The organism is Campylobacter concisus (assembly GCF_002092845.1).
Taxonomy (GTDB): Bacteria; Campylobacterota; Campylobacteria; order Campylobacterales; family Campylobacteraceae; genus Campylobacter_A; species Campylobacter_A concisus_AQ.
In genome coordinates this window covers 16,340-33,023 of sequence record NZ_LVXF01000007.1, presented here as the reverse complement: position 1 = coordinate 33,023, position 16,684 = coordinate 16,340, and the positions used below count along the sequence as shown (strand labels likewise).

Genomic DNA, 16,684 nt, shown 5'->3' with positions numbered 1-16,684 from the left:
TTATACTTCTTACAGTTGAAATGAGAATAAAAATAGGCACAATGATGACACAAATTTGAATAAACAAAAGCAGTGCTCTAGTAAGCCCAGAAAAGCCGAGCACACGTGAGTCAGTCACGCCACTAAATAAAAATCCTATCATCAAAGCAGAAAAAAGCGCAGCATATATCACAAACCATCTTGAGCGAAAAGACTCTTTTACATCAAGCTTTGCTATTAAAAAAAGATTATTCACTCTTGCTCCTTAAATTTTCTTCTTTGATGATCTTGCCAAGATCCATATAGACGCATCTATCTAATAAATTTGCTATCTCATCGATACGGTGTGAAATAAAAACAAGTGTTTTGTTTTGCGTGAAGTTATCAAGTAAATTTTTAAAAGAAAGCCTTGCTTTCACGTCAAGATTTGCCGTTGGCTCATCAAACATCAAAATTTCACTATCCTTAGCAAATGCGATTGCTATTAACATCTTTTGTTTCATGCCGCCAGAGAGCTTATAAAACGGTTTATTTAAATTTGCATGTAAATCAAGCTCTAAAAGCTTGCTAAATTTCTCAATCTCTTCAAATTTTACATTTGAGCTTTTGCAAACAAACTCGCAAAGCTCACGCAGGTTAAATTTAAGCGGTGGTGGAGTTTGTGGCACAAATGAGATAAATTTCAAAGCCCCTTTTCTATCTTTTAGAGTATTTACGCCATTTATTGCAATACTTCCGCTATTTGGGATAAACTCGCCTAAAATGATACGCATGAGCGAGCTTTTGCCAGCTCCATTTTGTCCAAGTATTGCTATTTTTTCGCCAGATTTTACATTTAGGCTAACATTATCAAGTATCCTTTGCGAGCCAAAAATTTTAGTTACTTCTTTTATATCTATCAAAAATTTTCCTTATATGAGTTTTTTAAAGCCGTTGTCAAATTTCAGTGCATCTTGATGACACACATCAATGCACCTACCACAAAGCGTACAATCAGCGCCAGCTATCCTAAAGATATTTTTGCTCTCGTCAAGCTTTGCTCCCTTTTTTGTCATAAAAAGTACGTGAGGCACTAGACAAACATCAGTGCAAACTAAGCAGTGGTCGCATTTTTCTTTATCCCAGCTAACTTTTATGGCATTTGGTTTAGCTAGCACCGAGTAAGTCGCACCGATAGGACATACATACCTGCACCAAGCTCTACGTGAGAAGAAAATTTCAACCATAAGCATGGCTACAACAAACCAAATAGCATGAAAATAGCCATAGATAATAAATCTTGAAAAAATCCCAACAACATTAAAAATTTCAAATGTAAGGCTTGCACTAGCAAAGCTAAGGGTTAAAAATAAAATGGTAAAAACATATCGCCACTTTGTGTCAAAAACTCGTGGCTTTACTATCTTTTTAGCACGTAAATTTTCATGGATCTTCTCAGCTATCTCGCTTATTAATGAATATGGACAGATCCAAGAGCAAAAGCCTCTACCGCCAAAAATGATATAAAATGCCAAGATACTAAGTGAGCCAATTATTAAATTTACATGGATTTCATGCGTCGCCAAAAAGACTTGCAGGCTCATAAAAGCATCTGCCAAGTGAAAACCAAATATCCTTGAGGCACTGATGTCACCTTCTAAAATTTGTATATCAACTCTATATGAAAGCACAAATAAAAGATGAACTAGAATAATGCTAAAAATGCGCCAAAAACGTATACTAGGATGCTTCTTGCCATCTTTTGTAGTTGTGATTAACGTGCTTAGAAAGCTTACATTTCTAATCGTCGCACGAGTGTTATATTTGTCCATTTTTACTTTTTAAATTTAGAAATTTCATCTGCAAGGCTTTCAAGCTCGCTATCACTAACATTTGTAAGTAGCCCCTTCATAAGCGAGTTTTGCACCTTGCCAGCTTTATAATCAGCTAGCTTTTTAAGTAATTCATCCTTACTTAGGTGTGTTATATCAGGAGCTACGACGCCTTTTGCATTTGCACCATGACACGGAGCACAAGTTGTTAGATATTGCTTGCTAACGCCTTCATTGTGCACTTTAGCCACACTTAGACTTAGCTCTTTTACCTTTTTTAGCTCATCTTCGCTAGCAAATTCTTCACTAGACTTTGGCTGCTCTTTTGTAAAATTTTGCTCTACTTTTGGCTGAGCATTAGTTGCTGCTTTTTCCTTTTTAGGCGGAGTCTGGCTTAACATAAACACCATGATACCGCAAATCGCTACTGCTAAAATAATGGTTATAATCTTTCCTACTTTCATTATTTGCTCCTAAATTGTGTATTAAAATCACTGATTTCTTTAGCTAAATTTCTGATTTCACTATCATCCATTTTTTTAACAAGATCTCGCATCAAGACATTGACTTTTTCTTTATTTTTATAAGCATTTATCATTGTATAAATTTCATTTTCACTTTTTGTTAAAAGTGATGGTCCAATGATGCCATTTGCGTAATCATCATGACAAGCTGAACATTTTGTAATGAAATTTTTGCTAAGCCTACCCTTTATAAGTCTTAAATTTATAGTTTGAAGAGGGGTTCTTACCATTGCTAAAGCCCCGATTTGACGGCTTACGTTATTATCTTCAAGTCCAAATTTTACGCTCTTTTCGCCGTGCATATCGTATTTTATGAAGTCATTTTGTTTATTTGTACTTTGATTATTTTCTTTTTTTTCAACCTTTATGCTAGCACTCGTAGCCACATTTATTGGTTGCTCGCTAGCTGCTTTTTGCGCTTTGTCATCACTTTTTTCACAGCCGACAAATAGCAAAGCAACAGCCACTAAAGACATTATTAATCTCATTCTTTCTCCTTATAAATTTCATCATAACTCATTTTTGGGGCAATATTTATAATTTTTACAGGGCAAACCTCAGCACACACCCCACACCCAACACAGCCATGCTTTATGAGTGGTAAATTTGCTTCACTCATTACTATTGCACTATCGCCAACTGGGCAAATACTGACACAAAGGTCACAAATTTGACCGATTTTGCCTTTTATCTTATCTTTTTCTGCCTCTTCTCTATCGTTATAAACTTTGCGAACAAGCAAATCTTCAACACTATCTTCGCTTAGTTTTTCTCTTTTTAGGCACATACAGGCATTTGCATTACTCAAGACAGCAACACCCATTTTCACATCATCAACAACTTTTGTAGCATGATCTAACGCACCACTTGGACAGGCGAGCACACATGGGAAAAGATCACATAAATAGCAACCTCTCTTTTTAGGATCTATGTATGCTGTACCATTTGAATATCCATCTTTTATATCAAGCAAACTTATACTGTGATAAGGGCATACCTGCACACACTGACCGCATTTAACACAAAGATCATCAAAGTCATCAACCGCGCCTGGTGGTCTAAGATAGAGTTTATCGCCGCTACTTTTTGGCAAAATTTTACCTATGCCATATCCTGCGGCAGCTGCGACTGAGCCTAAGATTATAAATTTTCTTCTATCCACGTTTTGCCCTTAACGCGTTAAAATTTGAAGCATCAAGTGGTTTTATCCTTGGCGTGCTATCTTCAAGTAGCTTTACTGGCTCAGAAAATGGTGCGAGTTTGGCTAAAAAATTTAAGATACTAAAGACACTTGAGCCATAGAAAAACTGCAAATTCGGATAATACTGCCAAAGCTGATCGGCATACGATAGATGCATAAACGGCGTATCACCATAGCCATCTTTATCTCTATCAAAGCTCTCATACTCATCATAATAATTTTTACTCCACCGATTTAATGCCATTTTATCGCCTGGAGTGTCGTTCGCAACGATATCCATATTGCCTATAAAATCATTATTTTCAAATATGCTTGTCCCCTGAGTAGCGTGAAAATATACGCCAACTACGTTGTGTAAAATTTTATTGCCTAAGAAATTTATCGTTGAGCCTGGCTGAAACGGCGAGTTATCAAGCAAAATTCCTCTCGCATTATAGATAAGTGTATTATTTTCGATAGTAAAATTTGAAACATCTTTTAGACCAATACCAATACCAAAAGCGCCGTCACTATCCATAACAAGATTATTTTTTATATTTGAGCCAGCCGAATACATAAAAAACATTCCGACTGCATTGCCGATAAAATCATTGTTTTCGACTAAATTTTGATTCGCATACATAAAGTGAAGCGAGTATCTACCGCGAATCGCTTTATTTTTTAAAAATTTATTATGACTTGCATACCATGCAACCATATCGCGGCTATCATAAATATAATTACCTTCTATTAAATTTTCATGGCTATACCAGAGTCTAACAGCATCACCTCTAAAACCAAGACTTGCCCCTTTTTTAGAAGTGATGTTATTTTCAGTGATCTTTGAGCTGCTGCACTCTTTAAAATCAATCCCAAAAAGCACATCACTCAAGTCATTTTGCGTAACCAAGACATTATTTGCTTTATCACAGCCAATGCCAGCATCAAGCTCACCAAGATCATTTCCGCTACCACTTATCTTTAAATTTCTAAGCGTAACATTTGAGGCAATAATCTTTACAACTGTGCCTTTACCATTTCCTTTTATGCGAGCGTTTTTGCCCTCACCAACGATACTAAGCGGCTTATTTATAGTTATGCTTCCTTCATAGATGCCGTCTCCTAGCTTTATAACATCGCCAGGGCTAGCATTATTTATTGCATCTTGAAGGATATTTGCAGAGCTAAAAATAGGCAAGAAAGCAAGGGCAAAATTGAAAATTTTACGCATTTAGCTCTTTTTTCTTTGAAAATACTGCAAGTATGCAAAATACACTCATAGCAATCATAACCCAAAATCCGATACTTGGATAAGAGTGAGTTGTAAATTGTGCAACGCTACCATCACCTAAAACTGTTGGCATAAATGGTTTAATCTTAAATGCACCCCACTCTTGCATATTGTGTCCATACCAGTAAAGCCATCCTGCAAATGCGCTCATAAATAGCACAGGCGCGATAATCGTTGGAACCATAAGAAGCGAGTTAAATTTGCCGTTGTAATACAAAAATGCAAGCATACAAAGCGTTGAAATAAGCAAATAATAAGGTGCTATCGCTCGCTCTAAATTTCCGCCATGCTCCATAGGATACATACCGATGTAGTGATTTATCGTATTCATCTCATGCACGTCGCCACTATATCCATCTACGTGAAAATATACAGGAATTCCATCAGGAAAGGCTGATTTTGGATAATTTGGAGCTTCAAGAGAGACGTACCAGATAGGAAAAGATGGTGTACCTATCTCTGCTTTTTGTTCGATCATCTTATGAAGATCGCTTGCTACATCTTTTGATAAAAGGTGATTTTTATACTGAAATGAGCTATAAAGATTATAGATACCGTAAGTATAAGATGGTAGTTCATCGCCATCAGCTATACGCTCTTTTGCTCCGTGCCAACCAAGAACAGGCAAAGTAAAACAAACAGTCATTAAGACAAGTGCAACAATGGTATAAATTTTATATTTACTCATGATCTCTCCTTTAAATTTTAAAATTTCACTTGCTAAAAATAAAATTTTAAAATTTAAAAAGGGGCAAAATGCCCCTTTAAAAACTACATACCAGCGTTTTCATCTACCCATTTTAGGTATTCGATGATATTTTTGATCTCTTCATCACTCATATGCTGATTTGGCATTCTAAGGTTAAAGTAATCAATCATTGATTTAATGTAGTCGTCATTATAGAACTTAGCAGGATCTTTGATAAATTCTGCTACCCATTTTTCACCATTTTCATGTCTTAGTAAAACGCCTGTTAGGTCTGGACCTGAGCTTACTTGACCGATAACGTGGCAACCATTACAACCGCCTTTTAGATAAGCCTCTTCACCTTTTGCAGCAGCTGGACTCATCGGAGTTGCAATCTCTTTAGCTAGGTTATTTTTAGCTCTTAAGCCAACGTCAGCTGTTTTTACCATGTATTGCCATACTTGGTACTCCCAAAGGATAGCGCCGTTTACGTCGCCTTTTTTATAAGCTTCGTCAGCTTTAGCTTTTACCTCTTTGATGTGGCCGTATTGATCAAGTGCGTCATCAACCAAAGCTTTTACTTTTGGATATTTCTCATAATGTTTCTCTTTTAGGTATTTAACAACCTCTTGGATAACATCGTCAGTTGCCTTATTAGTTGCGATTACTTTGTCGTATTCAGCTTTTAAAGCTTCTGGGCTTAGAGTTTTTAGCTTGTTATTTTTTGCAGATTCATATTTTTTATTTGGATCTTTAACAAGTAAATAACCCATCATCTCTAGGTGAAGTGCTGAGCAAAACTCGGTGCAGTAGTATGGGAAGACACCTTCCATATCAGCTACGAAATTTACTGAAGCGGTTTTGCCAGGCTCTAGTGAAGCGTGAATGTTGTAAAGGTCGATGCCAAAGCCGTGAGTCTCATCTTGAGCGCGTTCTAGGTTTGTTAGGTGAATTGTTACGTTATCACCTTTATTTACTTCGATGTGCTCTGGGTTGATATGGCTTCTGATCATTGTCGCATAGACGGTTACATTTTTGCCATTTCTCTCAACTCTTTCTTGACCAGCTAGAGTTGCATATGGGCTAGCCTCGCCTGTTCTTGAGTTTGTGCCCATATTGTAAGTAAGCGCTGGGCTTAGTTTGCTAGCAGCTATTGAAACAACATCGTGTGGCTCGCCAAGTGGTATTGGCATATCATAGATTAGATCCATTTTTGCACCAGTGATGTCTATTAGCTGGTGATTTTGTGGATGAAGTGGGCCAACTGGGCTAAAGCGATCGATTGAAAGTTTATCAAGAGCGATTGCATATTTGCCAACTGGTTTTGCTGATTTGCCTTCCATTGTATCAAGGTGGCCGATATTGTAGTGAACATTTATCTTATCAAGCACTTTTAAATTTTTATAGTCCCATTTTACGATTTGACTATCAACGTAAAGTGATGTATAAAGTACGCCATCTTGTGAGTCAAATGATGTATGCAGTGGTCCAAGGCCAAGTTCGACTTGTCCGTGCATTGACTTTTCTCTATCTAAGATAGGAATTCCGTATGGGTCAGTGCCAGCATACTCTTTTTTATCGATTAGCTCTTTGATCTTTCTAAAGTCATAAACTGATGTGTGAGTATCAAGCTTACCGCCAATAATGATATATCTACCATCTGGGCTTACGTCACAACCGTGTGGGCTCTTTGACTCTGGGATCAAAAATAGCGCACCTGCTTTTACAGCAGCGTCTATTGTAACTACCTTGTGACCATTTATAACTTTGTAATTTTTCTTGTCTTGAACAAGTTTTTCTAAAATTTTCCAGTTATAAACATGCAAGAAGTCAGTGTCATTTCTACTTGCACCTGCTTCAAATGGAGGGAGACCTTTTTCGATACCGCCGGTATACATCTCAGTGTTTATTGAGTTTGTAAAGCCCCAGCCGTAGCTCTCGCCTTTACCAGCATCACTTAGATCTTGCCAGTATGGTGGAAGCTCAAGAGAAAATGACTCTTTCTCATCGATCTTGCCTTTTGGATAGTCAAATTTCCAAAAAGTTACAGCACCTCTATAAACTGCTTCATAGTCATCTATTGAGTGGTAGTTGTTATCAAGTGGAGCTGCATATTGGCTAGCTTCGATAACATACTCGCTATTTGGAGTGATGAAGCTACCGCCGTGCTCACTCTTCATGATAGGGTTTACAACGATTTGAGTTGTCTCAAAGTCATGCAAATTTATAACTGCGATTCTTGGGTTAGCTTTATCGTTGATAAATAGATAATCACCAACATACTCACCATTTTTCTCAGTGAAATTTGGGTGGTGTGTATCGCCCCATGTTATCTCTTTGCCCCTGATGTTGCCTTGTTTTAAAACAGCTTTTGACTCATTGTCATAGCCATATCCTTGCCAAGGCTCTGGCGTGAAAACGCCGATGTATTTATAAATTCTCATCGACGGAACGCCATAAACTAGCACTTGACCGCTTTGCCCACCAGATGAAAAGACGATGAAATCATCTTTTTTACCGCTAGGCTGATAAGTTTTAGCAGCTGCAAGGACATCCTTTTCGCTTAGCCCACGCTCTTTCATGACTTTTTCAAGGTCACTACTAGCAGCACAAGCAGTCGTTAAAGATAGCCCAAGCAACGCAGCACTTGCGACACAAAATAACTTTTGCATTTACTCTCCTTTTTAAAATGAATTTATCTCTAAACTCTTTATCTCATTGTCTAAATTTACGCCATTTAAGACGCCTTTGTCTATAAAAATTCTTTTTATCTCATTGCTAAAAAGAGCCTTTTGTCCTTTTAACTTAAAATCTTTGTCAAATTTATAGACTACTCCATCCCCATCACCTATAAAAATTTCATCCTCCATACACGCAAGAGCTGAAATTTTAGATTTTAAAACTTGCTTTTTAATTCCACTTTTAAAATCTAAAATTTCTCCATCTCTAAAGCCAAGCAAAATATCATTCCCTTTAAATTTACAGGCACTAAGCGGAGCAAAGCCAACACGCTTTTTCTCTTTTAAATTAAGCTCTTTATCAAGCAAAAATGCTTTGCCATTAAAGCTCGTAAAAAATAGCTCATCATCAATTGGCAAAAGGCTCGAAATTTTATAAACATCTTTATAATTTTTAGTTAAAAGTTTATTTAGATTTTTATCAAAAACGCCTATGCTTACTTCATTAGCCATATCGCAAGCTACGTAAATTTTATTTTTAATTGCCATAATTTGCGAAATTTTACAGCCGACATTTGGCATGGCAAATAAAAAATTTCTCTCATTTGCCACTTCAATAATCTCATTGTTTAAATTTGCGATATAAAAGGATTCTCCATCATTTCCGCACTCTTGATTTTTATAAATCGTCTCTTTTATATCCAAATTTTTAATCTGTCCATCTTTTATAAAGACGATGCTTTGGTTGCTTTCATTAATAAAGCAGCCTAATTGCTGGGCAAAAGCTGTTATCAAAAACAAACTTATACAAAGCAGAAATCTCATAATCCAAGGCACTTTCATCATAAATTTATTAAGTAAAAAACTATACATACTTAACTCTTAAAAGCAAATTAGCGATTAATTTATTTTTTTTAAGCTTTTAAAGAAAAATATCAGTAAATTTTTTTAAATTTTATTATTTACATTATATAGATATTATGATTTAATCAATACTAATATGGTTTTAATAAAATTTATTATCTATTGAATCGCTTATTTTTAGTGCTAATTTGAATAAAAATCTAATTTTAAATTATTTCTTAAGAAAATTATTTAAATTAAATAATTATATTAAGTAATGAGAAATCTTTAGCATTTAAACAAAAGCCAAAAATTTATGCATTTGGTATATTTTTAGCTTAAACCTATTGATAATTTAAATTTGTTTAAATAGGCTATAATCCGCCAAAAAAAGGAGAGATAATGCTAACGCATTTAGATGAGAAAGATCGTCCAAAAATGGTCGATGTAAGCCCAAAAGATCCAACAAAAAGAGTAGCAACTGCTAGCGGGATCATCAAAATGAGCAAAGAGGCCTTTAGAGCGATCAAAGAAAATACTGGCAAAAAAGGTCCAGTCATTCAAACGGCTGTCGTTGCTGCGATAATGGGAGCAAAAAAGACAAGCGAGCTAATCCCGATGTGCCATCCGCTAGCTATTTTAGGTGTGGATTGTGATATCGAAGAGCTATCTGAAATTTGTGCTTTTAAGCTTTATGTGAGCGTAAAAATAGAGGGCAAAACAGGCGTTGAGATGGAGGCATTAACTGGCGTTAGCGTGGGGCTTTTGACCATTTATGATATGGTAAAAGCTATAGATAAAAGCATGGAAATAAGTAATATCGTATTAGAGAGTAAAACAGGAGGAAAAAGTGGCGAGTATATGCGATCTAAATAACAAAAAAGCAAAAATTGATTACCCAACGCATTGGGAATATAAAATAATATTTGATGCAGATGTCAATGTAGAAGAAAAGGTAAAAGAGATAGTAAAAGATAGAGAATTTAAACTAGTCTTTTCAAAATTTAGCAAAGATAAAAAGTATGTAAGCTATGATCTAGCCGTGCTAGTTTTGAGCGAAGAAGAGAGGCTAGAGATATTTTCAGCACTAAAACACGAAGCAAAATACGTTTTATAAGGTAAAAAATATGAATAATTTAGAACAAAATTTACATGATTATAAAAGCAGCGATGGCTTATTAATAAGCATAAAAGCTCTTTGCAATAACTTCTTTCAAGATGCTGCAAACAAAGATATAAATGCTTTGCCAGAAATTTTAAAGGCTAAAATGAATGAGCTTTATGACAAAATGAATAAAGAAGATCTCATAAATGCAAAAAATCTAAAAAGTGCCATGGAGGGAATAAATCAGGCCATTGTCGGTGCTGAAGAAAAGGCACTTTACGAGCTACTTGATAAAAAAGATGAGCTAAACCGTGCAATAGAAGCAAAACGTGAAGAGATAAAAAATAGGCTCAAAATTTCATTTGAAGCAGCTGAAGAAGTCGTAAAAGATAGAAATTTTAGTGAAAAAGAGGAAATTTTAGAGCTTTTAAATAATGCGATCATTAGAGAAACAAGACTTCTTGGTATCTTAAAAGAGAGCGCTCAAATCGCATTTTTGACAACTCTTGAAGGCGCAAAAGATGTCGAGGAAACAGCTGGTGCGATAGCTAAAAATATGACTTATGTTGCGATAATTGGAGGAGAGTTTAGCAAAGAGCGGATACTTGAAATTTCAAAAAATATCATCATAGCAGCGGCAAATTTAGCAGACGAGGGTCATATCTTTGCAAAAGAGTTGATAAGTGGAGCGATAAGTGGCACAAGAGATGGCATTTTAAGGGCCATAGAAAAGCTTAAAGATGAGGCGAAATTTGCTCCAGATGAGCTTAGGCTAAACTCGCAGCTACTAAACTTAAAAAATATTGATGAAGAATTTATAGCATTGCTTAGGGAACTTGAAAAAGAATTTGAAGGTGTGGCAAGAAATGAGATCGAAAATGTGATAAATAGCGAGCTAGATACAAACCTAGCAAAATTTAAACGCATTAGCGATCAAGCAAGAGAGCAGATCATTTCAAGGATAGAAGAATTAAAGTCAAACGGCATGGCAAAGCTTATGAGCGAGGCAAATAATAAATTTGAAGCCCTAAAGCAAGAGCTAAACGACAAGAGCAAAAAGCTAAAGCTAAATTTTGATACAAATGACAAAATCGAAGAGATCAAACAAGAGATCACTAATCTTGAGAAAAAAGCCAATGAAAAATTTGAAGACATCAAACAAATTGACATCAAATCAGAAGCCAAGAAATTTGGAGATAGAGCTTATCAAGCTGCAAAAGATCTGTTAAATGTTATTAAAAAAGATAAAAAAGAGGATTAAATTATCAAGCTTATCTTGAAATTTTTTCTGAAAGATACTCGCACTACATATTCTTGCCAAGTGTGAAAAATTTCTCCACACTTGGCTTTTACTTTTTAAAGCTTTAAAATCATAAAAATAGATAAAGTAAAAATGCTCCTAAAATCAAGCGATAGATGACAAAAGGAAGCATTCTAATCCTTGAGATGATACCCATAAATAACTTCACGCACACGTAGGCACTAACTGCACTTATAATTACACCAAGGGCAATGTCGCTCCATGGCAAAGCGTTTGGATCTTTTATAAGCTTGATGCTCTCAAGTCCGCCGGCTAGGATGATGACTGGGATCGACATCAAAAATGAGAAATTTGCACTTCCCTTGTGGCTAAAGCCTAAAAATAAGGCTGCCGTCATCGTTATGCCTGATCTTGAGACGCCAGGGATAAGCGCCACAGCTTGAGCAAGGCCGATAATAAGCGCAAATTTTATGGTCATTTCATATTCGCTTTTGTTTGTTGAGCGAAGATCAGCAAAGTAAAGTGCGATGCCAAAGATGATCGTAGTAACAGCGATCACAACGCCGCTTCTTGCATACTCTTCGATCACATTGTTAAACAAAAGCCCAAAGATGCCAACTGGGATAGTGGCAAATCCCACGCACCAAACAAGAAAGCTATCGCCTACCATCTTTCTTTGCGCGATCGAGGCAAAAAAGTCGCGAAGTAGCTTAAAAATCGTATCTTTAAAATAAAAAAGTATCGCGCTTAGCGTACCAACATGCACTGCCACGTCAAAAGCAAGCCCTTGATCTGGCCAGCCAAGTAGCTTTGGCACCAAGATGAGATGAGCCGAGCTAGATATCGGCAAAAACTCGCTTATGCCTTGCACCAAGGCCAAAACGATAACGTGAGAAATTTCCATAAAATGCCTTTTTTGATTTTAGATTGCAGCTGGGGATTTTACTCCCCAAGATTAAATTTATATAAGTTCGCTAGCAAAATTTGCAAGCTTTTGCGGAGTAAATCCGAAGTGATCAAATAGCTCATTTGCCTTGCCGCTGGCGCCAAAGCTATTCATGCCATAAACTGCGTCGGCAAATTTATACCACTCATAGCCAGTTGCTGCCTCAACTGCGATGATAGTCGTGTTTTTATCTAAAATTCTAGCCAGATACTCAGCTGGCTGCTCGCAAAGCAGATCAAAACAAGGCGCTGATACGATATTTGCACCGATGCCTTGCTCAGCTAGAAGTGCAGCTGCTTTTACGCAGAGTGAGACCTCGCTGCCGCTTGCTATAAATGTGATCTTCGCATCTTTTGCCGAGCTTAAAAGATATGCGCCGTTACTAACCTCGCCAAATTCGCCTTTTGCAAGTGGATCAAGCCCTTGACGGCTAAGCACAAAGGCACTTGGAGCATTTAAATTTAGAGCCACTTTCCAGCTAGCTGCATTTTCGTTACCATCAGCTGGGCGGAAAGTGTAGAAATTTGGCATCGCTCTAAATGTGCTAAGCTGCTCGATAGGTTGGTGTGTCGGACCATCTTCGCCAACGCCGATACTATCGTGCGTGAAGACAAAAAAGTGCTTGATGCCCATGAGTGCTGCTATCCTTGCACTTGGCTTTAGATAGTCGCTAAAGATAAAAAATGTCGCTGAAAATGGCAAGAAAAGGCCGTATCTAGCGATACCGTTGTTGATGGCTGCCATGGCATGTTCTCTGATGCCGTAGTGGATATTTTTGCCATTTGGAAAGTCGCCCATACCCTTTAGCTCAGTCTTATTTGAAGGAGCTAAGTCAGCGCTACCGCCGATAAAGCCAGGTAGTTTTTTAGCTATCTCATTTAAAATGACATGGTTTGTATCTCTTGTGGCTAGCTTTTTGTCGCTAAAGTCTGGAAATTCGATCTTACTAAAGTCTGGATTAAGAAGCGAGTTTAATAAATTTTTGCCTTCAATGCTTAACGCCTCAACCTTTTTGTTCCACATCGCCTCTTCAAGATCTCCCTTTTCAACTGCACCTCTAAATCTTAAAAGCACGTCTTCGTCGATAGCAAATTTCTTCTCAGGGTCAAAGCCAGCTGCAGCCTTTGCCTTTTTGATGATCTCTTCGCCAAGTGGCGCGCCGTGGCTGTGGTGTGAGCCTTCAAGCTCCATTGCACCGCGTGCTATACGTGTGTTTGCGATGATAAGATATGGCGACTCTTTCTCGTTTGCCTGCTCTAGTGCAAATTCGATCTGATCGTAGTCGTGTCCATCGATGCGCGCGACCTCCCAGCCCTGCGCCTCAAACCTCGCTTTGACATCCTCGCTAAATGCTATTGCTGTGTCGCCCTCGATCGTGATATTGTTTGAGTCGTAAATGAGCACAAGGTTGTCTAGTCTTAAATTTCCTGCGATTGAACATGCCTCGTAGCTTATGCCCTCTTCTAGGTCGCCGTCGCCGCAAAGGCAGTAAATTTTATGATCGATTATTTTATTGTCCGGCTCGTTTAGCACGTTTGCAGCGTATTTTTCTGCCATGGCTAGACCGACTGCATTTGCCACGCCTTGGCCAAGTGGGCCAGTGGCCACCTCAACGCCTGGAGTGTGAATTTCTGGGTGTCCTGGAGTATTTGAGCCAAGTTGGCGAAAATTTTTAAGCTCATCAAGGCTTAGATCGTAGCCGCTTAAGTGCAAGAAGCTATAAACCAAACTTGATGCGTGACCACCGCTAAAAACGAGCCTATCTCTATTTAGCCATTTTGGATTTTTTGGATTGTGTTTTAAAAAGTTGCTTAAAACCACCATAATATCAGCTAAACCCATAGGCGCACCTGGGTGTCCGCTGTTAGCGTTTTGCACCATATCAGCGCACAAAAATCTTATAGTATCGGCTTGTTTTTTTAGCATATGATCTCCTTTTATTACGTCAGATTATACAAAAAAGTGATTAAAACTTGCCTTGCATTTTTGTCCAAAATGTCTAAATAGTGATATAAATTTTTTAAATTTTTAGTAGTAAAAAAGCTAGAAATTTCTAGCTTTTATCTAAGGTGTTTATCCGTAAGCTCCAAGATCATCTTTGCTATGCCAGAGTCTATCTGATTTAGTGCCTCTTCTATCTCGCAAATAAGCTCATCTTTTTTCTTTTTAGCGCCCTCAAGGCCAAGTAAATTTGTAAATGAGTTTTTCGCTAGGTCGTTATGCACAGGCTTTCCAGCGGCCGCTTCGTCGCTTGTAAGATCGATGATGTCGTCTTGTATCTGAAAAGCAAGGCCGAGCTTTAGTCCGATATCATAAATTTTCTCGCACTCACTATCGCTTAAATTTACTATCACAGCGCCCATTTTTAGGCTAGCGGCGATCAGCTTTGCGGTTTTGTGGATATGTAAAAAGACTAGCTCATCAAGGCTTAGCATCTTGCCAGAGAGGCCAAATTTAGCCTTTGCTCTTTTGATGTCCTCTTTGTTTGTATTTTCAAAAAAACAATCAAGCGCCTGACCTAGCACCATGCCACTAACGCCAGCATTTTCGCTTAAAATTTCCACGCATTTTATACGTGTTTCAGCTGGTAAATCGGCATATGAAATTTCATAAAAAGCATGCGTATTTAACGCATCTCCTACAAGTATAGCAGTAGTCTCGTCATATGTGACGTGAAGCGTTGGTGTGCCGCGCCTAAGGCTTGCGTTATCCATCGAAGGTAAATCATCATGAATGAGCGAATAAGTGTGCATCATCTCAAGCCCCAAAGCCACTCTCATCGCCTTTTGCGTGCGGCTTTTATCCACACTTTCCACCACGCCAAGAAGCAAAAGCGCCCTAAAGTGTTTCCCTCCAGCCTTTAGCATAACGCCAAGTGCCTCCTCGTAATAAGGGTGAAAGCTCGGCGCTTTTGGAAAATTTGCGTTTAGAAATTTTACAAAGTCCTCAAGCAGGCTCATTTTGGCACTCTTGCAAAAAACTGAAAGTCATTTCTAGTAAATAGCAGCGTAAAATTTTTTAACTCACCAAGCTTCTCTAAAAGCTCTTCACGACTACTCACGCTTTGTTTATCAAAACCCAAAATTTTATCGCCGGTCTTGATGCCAAAAATTTCTGCATTTGACTTTGGCTCGACCTTTGTAACGACTAAATTTTTATCCACCGTGATACCATAATCCACCAAAATCTTATCATCAAGCATTGTTTGTGGCTCTTTTGGCATGATATTAAAATTTGGTATATCAAGGCTTGAAGGGGCATCTACATCGAGGCTTTGGTTAAATTTCACATCACCACTTACTGGCACTTGAAAGAGCATTTCTTGCTTATCGCGCTTCACGATGATGTCAAGCTTTGCGCCCTTTGGAGCAAAAAGCACCATCTCATTTAGCTCTCTTAAGCTCTTTGGCTTGATGCCATTTACACTCACAAGCTCATCATCGACTATCATCATCTTGCCACGGCCCAAAGGATCAACAAGACCCACAAAAAAATTATCCTCTTTTTGCAAGAATTTCACGCCGATATCGCCGTAGTAGACGTCATCATAAGATACAAAGTGCTTTAAATAGCGATTTGGTATAAATTTATCAGCTCCAACAGCTATGCCTATCATCTTGCAGCAAGGTGTGTTTATCTCGCCAGTTGCGTTATACTCGAAGCTTAACGTGTCAAAATCGCCTAAATTTTGCCCCAAAGACTTGATGTGACCCATGACGGTGTTATTAGAGTCGTTTAAGATGCCAACCCAAGTGCTCTTTTTGATGCGCTCCTCGTTGGTCTCATCAGCCATCACAACGGGGCTTAGCTCCTTGCTAGAGCGGACCAAAAAGAGCTGCAAATATGGGTCAAATTTGACATACTCGCCAAGTGGAGCTCCCTCGCTTTTTGGCACCGCGATTAAATTTTTAGTGATAGCCACACCAAAGTGTTTATTTACCGAGACGATCGAGTTTTTGTTCTTTTCAAAGCAGGCGTTAAAGTCTTCTTGCGTAGGTCTAGGATCGGCGTTTAGGCAAAGCGCTGATAGCAAAAGAGCAAGGACAAATTTATATTTTAGTTTCATTTTATCCCCATCGAAGCAAGGCCGCCAAGCATCCTTGAAGCGGTGTTTTTCTTATCGGCCTCAACTGACTTTAGCACGTCATTCACGGCGCTTATTAGCAAAATTTGCATACTCTCTTTATCTTCAAGCAAGCTATCATCTATGCTGATATCAAGTATCTCGCCGCTGCCGTTTGCTCTAACGCTCACTAGTCCGCCGCCGCTTTTTGCTCCAAATTCTTTATTTTTGCTCTCTTCTTCCATCTGCTTGGCCTGCTTTTGCACATCCTCAAGCATCTGCCCCATCTTTGAAAAGTCAAATCCCTCAAACATC

At 38.0% G+C, this 16,684-nt stretch carries 17 protein-coding genes and 1 pseudogene; 3 read left to right on the top strand and 15 right to left on the bottom strand.

The window, feature by feature from the left end; all coding sequences use genetic code 11:
- The 10 genes and pseudogenes from A3854_RS02820 to A3854_RS02775 form a co-directional block, all read right to left on the bottom strand.
- A pseudogene (locus tag A3854_RS02820) lies at positions 1 to 235 on the bottom strand (ABC transporter permease); the annotation flags it as partial.
- Positions 228 to 881 (bottom strand): ABC transporter ATP-binding protein, encoded by a 654-nt coding sequence (locus A3854_RS02815; protein WP_054197251.1) that lies wholly within the window; start codon positions 879 to 881, stop codon positions 228 to 230. The pseudogene A3854_RS02820 and the gene A3854_RS02815, both read right to left, overlap by 8 nt.
- A 9-nt stretch (positions 882 to 890) precedes the next feature.
- Positions 891 to 1,790 (bottom strand): NapH/MauN family ferredoxin-type protein, encoded by a 900-nt coding sequence (locus A3854_RS02810; protein ID WP_084041226.1) that lies wholly within the window; start codon positions 1,788 to 1,790, stop codon positions 891 to 893.
- 2 nt (positions 1,791 to 1,792) lie between these two features.
- The gene (locus A3854_RS02805) at positions 1,793 to 2,254 is read right to left on the bottom strand and encodes a c-type cytochrome (protein ID WP_084041225.1); all 462 of its coding nucleotides are present in this window, start codon (positions 2,252 to 2,254) and stop codon (positions 1,793 to 1,795) included.
- Positions 2,254 to 2,802: a c-type cytochrome gene (locus tag A3854_RS02800; RefSeq protein ID WP_054197254.1), complete on the bottom strand. Its 549-nt coding sequence runs from the start codon at positions 2,800 to 2,802 to the stop codon at positions 2,254 to 2,256. The genes A3854_RS02805 and A3854_RS02800 overlap by 1 nt, the downstream gene beginning before the upstream one ends.
- A complete protein-coding gene (locus tag A3854_RS02795) occupies positions 2,799 to 3,476 on the bottom strand; it encodes a 4Fe-4S dicluster domain-containing protein (protein ID WP_084041224.1) in 678 nt (225 codons plus the stop codon). Before A3854_RS02795 ends, A3854_RS02800 begins: the two co-directional genes overlap by 4 nt.
- Positions 3,469 to 4,725: a nitrous oxide reductase family maturation protein NosD gene (locus A3854_RS02790; protein WP_084041223.1), complete on the bottom strand. Its 1,257-nt coding sequence runs from the start codon at positions 4,723 to 4,725 to the stop codon at positions 3,469 to 3,471. Before A3854_RS02790 ends, A3854_RS02795 begins: the two co-directional genes overlap by 8 nt.
- Entirely contained in the window at positions 4,718 to 5,473 is a 756-nt protein-coding gene (locus tag A3854_RS02785) for a cytochrome C (protein WP_072595072.1), read from the bottom strand. Before A3854_RS02785 ends, A3854_RS02790 begins: the two co-directional genes overlap by 8 nt.
- An 83-nt stretch (positions 5,474 to 5,556) precedes the next feature.
- Positions 5,557 to 8,145: a Sec-dependent nitrous-oxide reductase gene (gene nosZ, locus A3854_RS02780; protein WP_084041222.1), complete on the bottom strand. Its 2,589-nt coding sequence runs from the start codon at positions 8,143 to 8,145 to the stop codon at positions 5,557 to 5,559.
- A 12-nt stretch (positions 8,146 to 8,157) separates the two neighbouring features.
- Positions 8,158 to 9,024 carry a hypothetical protein gene (locus A3854_RS02775; RefSeq protein WP_180378635.1) on the bottom strand — a complete coding sequence of 289 codons (867 nt, stop codon included), beginning with the start codon at positions 9,022 to 9,024 and terminating at the stop codon, positions 8,158 to 8,160.
- Between the two features lie 369 nt (positions 9,025 to 9,393).
- On the opposite strand from A3854_RS02775, the gene moaC reads away from it, so the two are divergent.
- From moaC to A3854_RS02760, 3 genes are read left to right on the top strand one after another with little or no spacing between them, the layout of a single operon-like run.
- A complete protein-coding gene (gene moaC, locus A3854_RS02770) occupies positions 9,394 to 9,870 on the top strand; it encodes a cyclic pyranopterin monophosphate synthase MoaC (protein ID WP_178140250.1) in 477 nt (158 codons plus the stop codon).
- Complete coding sequence (locus A3854_RS02765; RefSeq protein WP_084041221.1) at positions 9,845 to 10,111, top strand: HP0495 family protein; 267 nt, start codon at positions 9,845 to 9,847, stop codon at positions 10,109 to 10,111. Before moaC ends, A3854_RS02765 begins: the two co-directional genes overlap by 26 nt.
- 10 nt (positions 10,112 to 10,121) lie before the next feature.
- Positions 10,122 to 11,360: a hypothetical protein gene (locus A3854_RS02760; RefSeq protein ID WP_084041220.1), complete on the top strand. Its 1,239-nt coding sequence runs from the start codon at positions 10,122 to 10,124 to the stop codon at positions 11,358 to 11,360.
- A 109-nt stretch (positions 11,361 to 11,469) separates the two neighbouring features.
- On the opposite strand, the gene A3854_RS02755 is transcribed toward A3854_RS02760, so the two are convergent.
- The 5 genes from A3854_RS02755 to A3854_RS02735 all read right to left on the bottom strand — a co-directional run bounded on the left by A3854_RS02755 (position 11,470) and on the right by A3854_RS02735 (position 16,683).
- The gene (locus A3854_RS02755) at positions 11,470 to 12,264 is read right to left on the bottom strand and encodes an undecaprenyl-diphosphate phosphatase (protein WP_084041219.1); all 795 of its coding nucleotides are present in this window, start codon (positions 12,262 to 12,264) and stop codon (positions 11,470 to 11,472) included.
- 57 nt (positions 12,265 to 12,321) lie between these two features.
- Positions 12,322 to 14,232: a transketolase gene (gene tkt / locus A3854_RS02750; protein ID WP_084041218.1), complete on the bottom strand. Its 1,911-nt coding sequence runs from the start codon at positions 14,230 to 14,232 to the stop codon at positions 12,322 to 12,324.
- 134 nt (positions 14,233 to 14,366) lie between these two features.
- Positions 14,367 to 15,266, bottom strand: coding sequence for a polyprenyl synthetase family protein (locus A3854_RS02745; RefSeq protein WP_084041217.1), 900 nt, complete (start codon positions 15,264 to 15,266; stop codon positions 14,367 to 14,369).
- Positions 15,263 to 16,372: a DUF7488 domain-containing protein gene (locus A3854_RS02740; RefSeq protein WP_084041216.1), complete on the bottom strand. Its 1,110-nt coding sequence runs from the start codon at positions 16,370 to 16,372 to the stop codon at positions 15,263 to 15,265. Before A3854_RS02740 ends, A3854_RS02745 begins: the two co-directional genes overlap by 4 nt.
- Positions 16,369 to 16,683: a YbaB/EbfC family nucleoid-associated protein gene (locus A3854_RS02735; protein ID WP_002941513.1), complete on the bottom strand. Its 315-nt coding sequence runs from the start codon at positions 16,681 to 16,683 to the stop codon at positions 16,369 to 16,371. Before A3854_RS02735 ends, A3854_RS02740 begins: the two co-directional genes overlap by 4 nt.
- Position 16,684: the final 1 nt, after the last annotated feature.